General features: G+C 67.0%; 6 protein-coding genes and 1 pseudogene. 6 read left to right on the top strand and 1 reads right to left on the bottom strand.

Translation table 11 applies throughout. The features are described from left to right. Positions 1–282: 282 nt before the first annotated feature. Positions 283–813 (top strand): cytochrome b/b6 domain-containing protein, encoded by a 531-nt coding sequence (locus tag VB777_RS13605; protein ID WP_322758455.1) that lies wholly within the window; start codon positions 283–285, stop codon positions 811–813. Positions 814–844: 31 nt separating this feature from the next. On the opposite strand, the gene VB777_RS13600 is transcribed toward VB777_RS13605, so the two are convergent. Then, positions 845–1,051 carry a hypothetical protein gene (locus VB777_RS13600; protein ID WP_322758454.1) on the bottom strand — a complete coding sequence of 69 codons (207 nt, stop codon included), beginning with the start codon at positions 1,049–1,051 and terminating at the stop codon, positions 845–847. Positions 1,052–1,381: 330 nt separating this feature from the next. Here VB777_RS13600 and VB777_RS13595 point away from each other — a divergent pair, with 330 nt between their 5' ends. From VB777_RS13595 to VB777_RS13575, 5 genes and pseudogenes are all read left to right on the top strand, one after another. Then, positions 1,382–1,726: a hypothetical protein gene (locus tag VB777_RS13595; RefSeq protein ID WP_322758453.1), complete on the top strand. Its 345-nt coding sequence runs from the start codon at positions 1,382–1,384 to the stop codon at positions 1,724–1,726. 365 nt (positions 1,727–2,091) lie between these two features. Continuing rightward, complete coding sequence (locus VB777_RS13590; RefSeq protein ID WP_197170557.1) at positions 2,092–2,610, top strand: HPP family protein; 519 nt, start codon at positions 2,092–2,094, stop codon at positions 2,608–2,610. Positions 2,611–3,306: 696 nt separating this feature from the next. Next, positions 3,307–3,657 (top strand): annotated as a pseudogene (locus VB777_RS13585) (zincin-like metallopeptidase domain-containing protein); the annotation flags it as partial. Positions 3,658–3,687: 30 nt separating this feature from the next. Next, positions 3,688–6,042, top strand: a complete 2,355-nt coding sequence (locus VB777_RS13580) for an HAD-IC family P-type ATPase (protein ID WP_323249568.1) — start codon at positions 3,688–3,690, stop codon at positions 6,040–6,042. A 44-nt stretch (positions 6,043–6,086) separates the two neighbouring features. Further along, the gene (locus tag VB777_RS13575; protein WP_322758446.1) at positions 6,087–6,980 is read left to right on the top strand and encodes a cation diffusion facilitator family transporter; all 894 of its coding nucleotides are present in this window, start codon (positions 6,087–6,089) and stop codon (positions 6,978–6,980) included. The last annotated feature ends 158 nt before the right edge of the window (positions 6,981–7,138 follow it).

Raw genomic sequence — 7,138 nt, 5'->3', positions numbered from 1 at the left:
GGGAAACGGGCCTGCCCACCCCTTGCAACGTCAGCTGTGGAGCCGATCGACTGAGGTGCGCGGCCCACCCCGGCTACGCCGGGGTGGGAATGCCGGGGGATTTACACCACTGCAGGGGACGCAGGCGGATCCGCTCAAGCTCCCATCTGCCCTGCCACAGGCTCCACCGACCAGTAGATCGACAATTGCACGAAGGATGGCGCTCGATCAGCGAACCAGCGGCCTCTGGCTGAGTTTTCGATGATTCGCGCTAAAAAAGGGCCCACAACGTCTTCAGCAGCGATGGCCCGTCCCTACCAACCATCACTTCTGCGGCTGCTGCACGGCCCAACGGCTGCGCTGGTGTCTCTGGCCTGGCTGAGCGGGCTGCTCCTGTATTCCAATGACGACGGCCGCTGGGGGCGCCTGCCACTGAGGCTCGGTGGAGACTGGATCGACATCCACGGCTCGATCGGCGTACTGCTCTGGCCCCTGGCCATCCTGTTCGCCCTTTACGCCGTCAGCGTGGGGCGCCGGCAGCTGCAGAAGCCCGCCAATGCCATCACCCTGCTCGCCCTGGCGCTGGCTGTGGGGAGTGGCAAATTAATGGACGAAGACTGGCTGAAGGATGGTCAACTCGATCATGTTGTGTATTCGGTGCATCTTCTGGCCTGGCTGGTCATGGCAGGAGCTGTGCTGGTCCACATTCTGGCCGTGCTGCAACGCGGCGGAGTGCCGCTGGTCCGATCGATGGCGAGCCTTCGAATCCGTGCCAACGACATGCCACGCGACTGGCCTGGCCAGATCAGACGGGCTCTGACCTGGAGAGGCTGACAGCAGCATTCGGCTCCGCTGGATGCCATGGTTAGCAGGAATCAATAAATACGCCGATTGATGGGGGTGACGTCACCACCGCCGCGGCGGAGAGATCGTCGAGGCTGGCCTCCAGCTTCAGCCCGGCGCCGAAAGGACAGATACCGAGGCCCACCACGTGAAGCGCTTGAGCCTGATCAACCAGCAAACGACCCCAACTTGATTCCATATGCATCAGCAGACGAATTCCCGCAAGCAAGGACTCCAGGCAGCTGCCGCACCTCGGCCATCCAACGTCCACCTGCTTCTTGTTCGCATGCCAACGTGAAACTCATGGTGACCTCGCAGCTGATGCCACTTGAGCCAGAACCCAGGCTAGAGCGCATCCATTCCTCTCGCCCAGCTGGGCGCCCATCCCAGAGATTCGGCTAACGATTAGCGGAGCCCTACCGCAATCCTAAACTAGAGTTTTTGCAAGATACTAGATTGTCCTAGACGGCGGCAACAGTTCAGACTCTTTGCCGAATCGACCATTTCAAAATGTAGCCTTGGCGCCTGGGGATTACATACGGGTCCGCTAAGTCTTTACTTGATTGACTACAAGATGTCACCTTGGCCATGCTCCCAAAGACTGATTGACAATCTCGATTCGGGCTTACTGCCGCATCAACAGGGCCAGGAGTGCCTCGATCTCTTGACGCTGGGGGCTTCTCCGTGGCTCACGACGCGGATGGAGAGGTTCGAGATCTCGGTGCTCCCCCAAGGCGAAACCCAATTGAGCAGCAGCGCGGTCGCCTTCCTGAGGACCGGGGTCATGAACCTGCTGCGGCGCGGCGGCTACCGCTCGATCCGTCAGGGCATTCGGGAACTGGGCTACGAGATCGAGGTGATGTTGGCGCTGGGAGGGGTGGCGACAACATTGAGCAAGCCTTGATCAGTTTCCCGCGAGCGAGTCAGCGTAGCGATCGGTCGCTGGCAACCCGGCACACCATCGGGCGTGCGTTCGCCACCTGCGAGGCACAACCAAGCCATCCTGCCGCCTCAACTGGACAGCCCGCCCAATCCACTGCTGGGGCCGATGGAAACCGGAGGCGCTCTGCTGTCGGAGGTCGTCTTCGTCCGCCTTGGCCCTGCAGGAGAGGCCACTTCGGGCGCTGGTCTCGCTGCCGCACCGCTGTCCTGGCCTGGCTGCTTGTCGGGTGGGCTGGGCTGTTGATGCACCAGTGGGAAGAGTTGATCGGGAGGCGATCCCGTCTGCTGAGCCAGAGTTGAACTGTTCGTCTCGATACAGTGCTGTCGATGGTGTTTCGACGTCTGCGAACCGATCGGGAGCGTGGTCGTGCGTTCCAGCCTCGCTTTGCCCGGGGAGAGATTGTGGCGGCCTGGATCGGCGGTCTCCTGGCCATCTGCGCACTGGGCCTGATCAGCAGCTGGAGTCACTACCCCCTGGTTGTGGCTCCCTTCGGGGCTTCCACCGTTCTGTTGTTCGGGCATCCCAGCAGCCCCCTGGCCCAACCCCGCAACATCGTTCTCGGCAATACGATCGGGGCCTTGATCAGCGTGGTGTGCGTGGCCTGGCCGGGCCCTTCGGTGGGGGGGATGGGGCTGGCCGTAGGGGTGACCATCGCGCTGGGGCAGCAGCTGCGATGCCTGCACCCACCTGCGGGTGCTGTGGCCCTGCTGGGCGTGCTGCTGAAGGCCCGACCCTCTTTCGTACTCAGCCCGATCCTCAGCGGCTCCCTGGTCCTGGTGTTGATCGCGGTGGTGTTCCACCGACTGCGTCCGTCCAGCGGGCCCTATCCGCATCACTGGCTCTGAACCCGGCCGGCACCAGTGCGGCCGCAGGACTGAAGGCTCCAGCGACCCACAACACCGGTCCTGCGAAGAAGAGGGCCAGGCTGGCGATCGGGCCCGACGGACGTTGGGGTTCCGGAGCCGCGCCGGTCGTGGCTCTCGCCCTGTTGGTACTGCCGACACTGCATTCGAGCGGGCTGCAGGTGATTGGCAGAGCTGTGACCATCGGAGCAGGAACCCAACTCCTGGCCCAGTTGTTGGCATAGACCAAACCCTGCCTGGCTTCCCTCTTTGCGTTCCTCCAGCGTTTCCAGCCCATCGAGCCTCCGGGCGAACAGCAGCTCGCCGGTGAACAGCGAGGCCGCCGTGGTGCCGGTGCCGATGGACGGCTGGGCGCTGGCGGCGGCGCACCCCTCATCCAATGCTCAGCGGTGCGTTCCTAGCAGAGACCACCAACACCTGAACAACAGCCACACGTGCGAAAAACGCGTGGAATGTCGGCTGCAGCCGATTCCAGGCAGCCAGGCCAGCGCCGACGACAAGACACCGGTGGCAATGGATCTCATGGAGTTCCCAGCCGGCCCCGATCGCTGGCCGCACTGGCGACTCCAGTTCTGCGCTGCTGGTCCATGGCTGTCGTATCCCCATCCCCCAAGGGTCCTCCGGAGCAGAAGCTGGTTGCCTCCCTGAGCGAGCTGATGGAGGGATCGCACCGCCTTCCACTCCGCCAATGCGCTCTACGCCACCTGGGCCCGCAAGGCGATCCACTCCAGCGGTCATGGCTCCCGGCTCCAGCGGGGTCTCTCCGGCCGGATGGGAGGCAGCGCCTCCAACTGCCGGGCCTATGCCCGCGAAGAGCTGGTGGCCGAGCTCGCGGCGGTGCTGCTGGGTGATCGGCTTGAGATCGGCAGCGATGTCTGCAACCACGCCGCCTACCTGGCCTCCTGGATCGCGCTGCTCAGAGAGTTGCCGCGGCTGCTGTTCCAGGTGCTGAACGAGGCCCGGCAGGCCGCTGATCTGATCGCCCCCGATTGGATCGCCCAGCCCGGCCAGGGCAGGACTGGCGAGTAGCGCTATGGAGGGGGCATCAGCGGGGCCCGAATGAGCTGGCTTGAGCCCACCAACCTGCTGCTGCTGGCCTGCGCCCTGATCTATGGCCTGATCGGCGAATGGGTCGATGGCGGCATCCTGCTGGTCTTCGTGGTGGGCATCAGCCTGCTCGATGCCGTGCAGCAGCAGCGCAGCAACCACGCCCTGGCCGAACTGGCCCGGCTCTCGGCACCCCACGCCCATGTGCGGCGCGATGGGGAGGATCTGGAGCTGCCCGCCGATCAGGTGCGAGTGGGCGATCGGCTCCGGCTGGAGGAAGGTGATCGGGTGGCGGCCGATGCCGCCCTCAGCGAGGCGGTGGGGTTGTGGCTGGATGAGTCGCTGCTCACCGGAGAATCGCTGCCGGTCGCCCGCTCCGCCGCCGGGGAGCGGATCCTGGCCGGGTCCCTGGTGGCCAGCGGCCGGGGCTGGGCCGAGGTGGTGGCGGTGGCCGACGCCACCGAACTGGGCCGACTTGGCAGTAGCCTGGCCACGGTGCAGCCGCCGGCCACCCGGCTGCAGCGCCAGACCCGTCGCCTCACCGGCCGCCTCACCGTGCTGGCCCTGGGGCTCTGCGCGGCCCTGGCGGTGATTCAGGGGGCGGTCAGCGGCAACTGGCCCGAGGCCCTGCTGGCCGCCCTGGCCCTGGCCCTGGCGGTGCTGCCCAACGAGATTCCCGTGGTGCTGGCCCTGTTCCTGGCCCTCGGCGCCCTGCGCCTGGCCCGGATCGGCGTGCTGGCCCGCTGGCCGGCGGCGGTGGAGAGCCTCGGCAGCGCCACCGTGCTCGCCGTCGACAAGACCGGCACCCTCACCGAGAACCGCATGGGGGTGCAACAGCTGCTCACCTGGCCGGAGCTGGAGGGCTGGCAGGCGGGAGACCCCCTGGAGGAGCCCTTTCACGCCTTGGTGGAACTGGCGGTGCTGGCCAGCCGCGGTGACCCGGTGGATGCGATGGAGCTGGCGATCCAACGCCTCGCCGCCGATCAGCTCAGCGGCACCGAACACCTGCATCCCGACTGGCCCCTGGAGCGCGACTACCCCCTGCAGAGCGATCTGCTGGTGTTCTCCCGCCTCTGGCACAACAACGAGGGCGGTTTGCAACTGGCCGCCAAGGGGGCGCCCGAGGCGATCGCGGATCTGTGTCACCTCGATGCCAGGCAGACCATGGCCCTGCTGGCCGCCACCGATGGGCTCGCCGCCAGGGGGCTGCGGGTGCTGGCGGTGGCGCGCGGGCTGGATGGCGTGCCGGTGCACGAAGGTCAGCCGTTCGCGAGCGGCGGCGCCCTGCCCGAACACGTGCACGGCTACCTGTTCGAGCCGGTGGGCTTTCTGGCCCTGGCCGATCCGCTGCGCCCGGATGTGCCGGCGGCCATCGCCACGGCGCGGGGTGCGGGCGTTCGCGTGGTGATGATCACCGGAGACAGCCCGGTGACGGCCCGCTCGATTGCCGATCAGGCGGGCTTGCCGCCCGGTCGGGTGCTCTCCGGCCCGGAGCTGGACGCCCTGACGCCCCAGGCCCTCGCCGCCGCGATTGGAGAGGTGTCCGTGTTCGCCCGGGTGATGCCCCAGCAGAAGCTGCAGCTGGTGCGCGCCCTGCAGGCCGCTGGTGAGGTGGTGGCGATGACCGGCGATGGCGTCAATGACGCCCCGGCCCTCAAGGCCGCCGACATCGGCATGGCCATGGGCAAGCGCGGCACCGCCGTGGCCCGGGAATCCGCCGATCTGGTGCTGCTCAATGACACCTTCAGCGATCTGGTGGAGGCCCTCGAACTGGGCCGGCGGGTCGATGCCAACCTGCACCGGGCGCTGGGATACACCCTCGCCATTCACCTGCCGATCGCGGCGCTCGGCCTGGTGCCCCTGCTGCTGCCTAGTCAGGCCCTGATCCTGCTGCCGGTACACATCGCCCTGCTGCATCTGGTGATCGATCCGGCCTGCACGGTGGTGTTCGAGGCGCTGCCCGCCAGCCCGGGCCTGATGCGGCAGCCCCCCCGCCCGCCGCAGGCGCCCCTGTTCGGCCCCGACACCTGGCGCCATTCGCTCAGCCAGGGCGCCGTGGTGATGGTGGCCGCCCTGGTGCTGGTCTTCTGGCCTGAGGCCGACGCCGCCACCCACCGCAGCCTGGTGTTCTCGCTGCTGCTGCTCGCCGGTGGAGGCCTGGTGTGGCTGAACGGAGATCCCCATAGCCGCATCACGGCCGCAGGCGCCGGCATCGGCCTGGGGCTGTGGCTGCTGCTGCTGGCCATTCCCGGATTACAGCAAGGACTCAGCCTGGCGCCGATGCAGCCAGCCGAGATCCTCAGCGTGATGATCACCACGGCGGTCGCCCTGCTGCTGGCAGGGCTGCTCAACCGCCAACTCTCCTGACCCCCCATGTCCTCCCAGCACGAGAGCCCCAGCCACACCCGGTCGTGGAGATCCAGCGCCAGCCCCACCCCCGCCAGCACCAGCACCGCGCCGGATCCGGCAGTGCCTTTCGCTGGAGCGTGATCCTCAACTGCGGCCTCTCGGCCCTGCAGCTCGCGATCGGCGTCGGCTTCGGGTCGCTGGCGTTGATCGGTGATGCCGTGCACAACCTTGGCGATGTGGCCGGCCTGCTGCTGGGCTGGGGCGCCGAGCGGCTGAGCACGCGAGCTCCGAACGACCAGTTCACCTACGGCTATGGCCGCTCCACCCAGCTGGCCTCCCTGGCCAATGCGGGGCTGATCCTGATGGCCGCCACCGTGGTGCTGGTGGAGGGGATCAAACGGCTGAATACCCCGGTCGAGGTGCTCAGCACTCCCGTGGCCTGGGCGGCGGCGCTGGGCATCGCCGTCAACCTCTTCTGCGCCCGGCTGTTCGGCGACGACGGCAGCCACGACCTCAACCGCCGGGCGGCAGTGATTCATCTGCTTGGCGATGCCGCCGTGTCGGCAGCCGTGCTCGTGAGCGCCATCGTGGTCGGACTGACCGGCTGGAACTGGCTCGATGCCGCCACCGGCATTGGGGTCGGCCTGGCGGTGGCCTGGACGGGCTGGTCCCTGCTGGGCGCGTCGATGAGGGTCGCCCTTGATGCGGTGCCTGCCGGGATTGAGCCGGCGGCGGTGAATCAGGCGTTACACAGCCTGCCCGGCGTGGTGGATGTGCACCACCTGCACATCTGGAGCATGAGCACCTCCCAGAACGCCCTGACCGCCCATGTGGTGCGTCGAACCGGGGAGATCGACGACCTGAAACTGCTGCATCAGGCCAAGGAACGACTCGCCCAGCTCGGCATTGCCCACAGCACCCTTCAACTGGAGCCGGCGGACCCAGCTGATCCTTGAGAGGATGGGAAGTGACTCAGCCCACCAGCTCCGGCCGCGTCCCTTTGCGTGGTGTAAAACCCGGGGCCCGAATGCCCTGATCAGAGGGTGAACAGGGTGGAATGACGGGCTGTCATTCCGGAGGTGCAGATGCGCCTCTTGCAGCCACGATGAATCGA

Origin of the sequence: Synechococcus sp. CCY9202, assembly GCF_034931685.1 — a bacterium.
Taxonomy (GTDB): Bacteria; Cyanobacteriota; Cyanobacteriia; order PCC-6307; family Cyanobiaceae; genus CBW1002.
The sequence above is the reverse complement of the archived record's forward strand: the minus strand, read 5'-3'. Positions and strand labels throughout refer to the sequence as shown.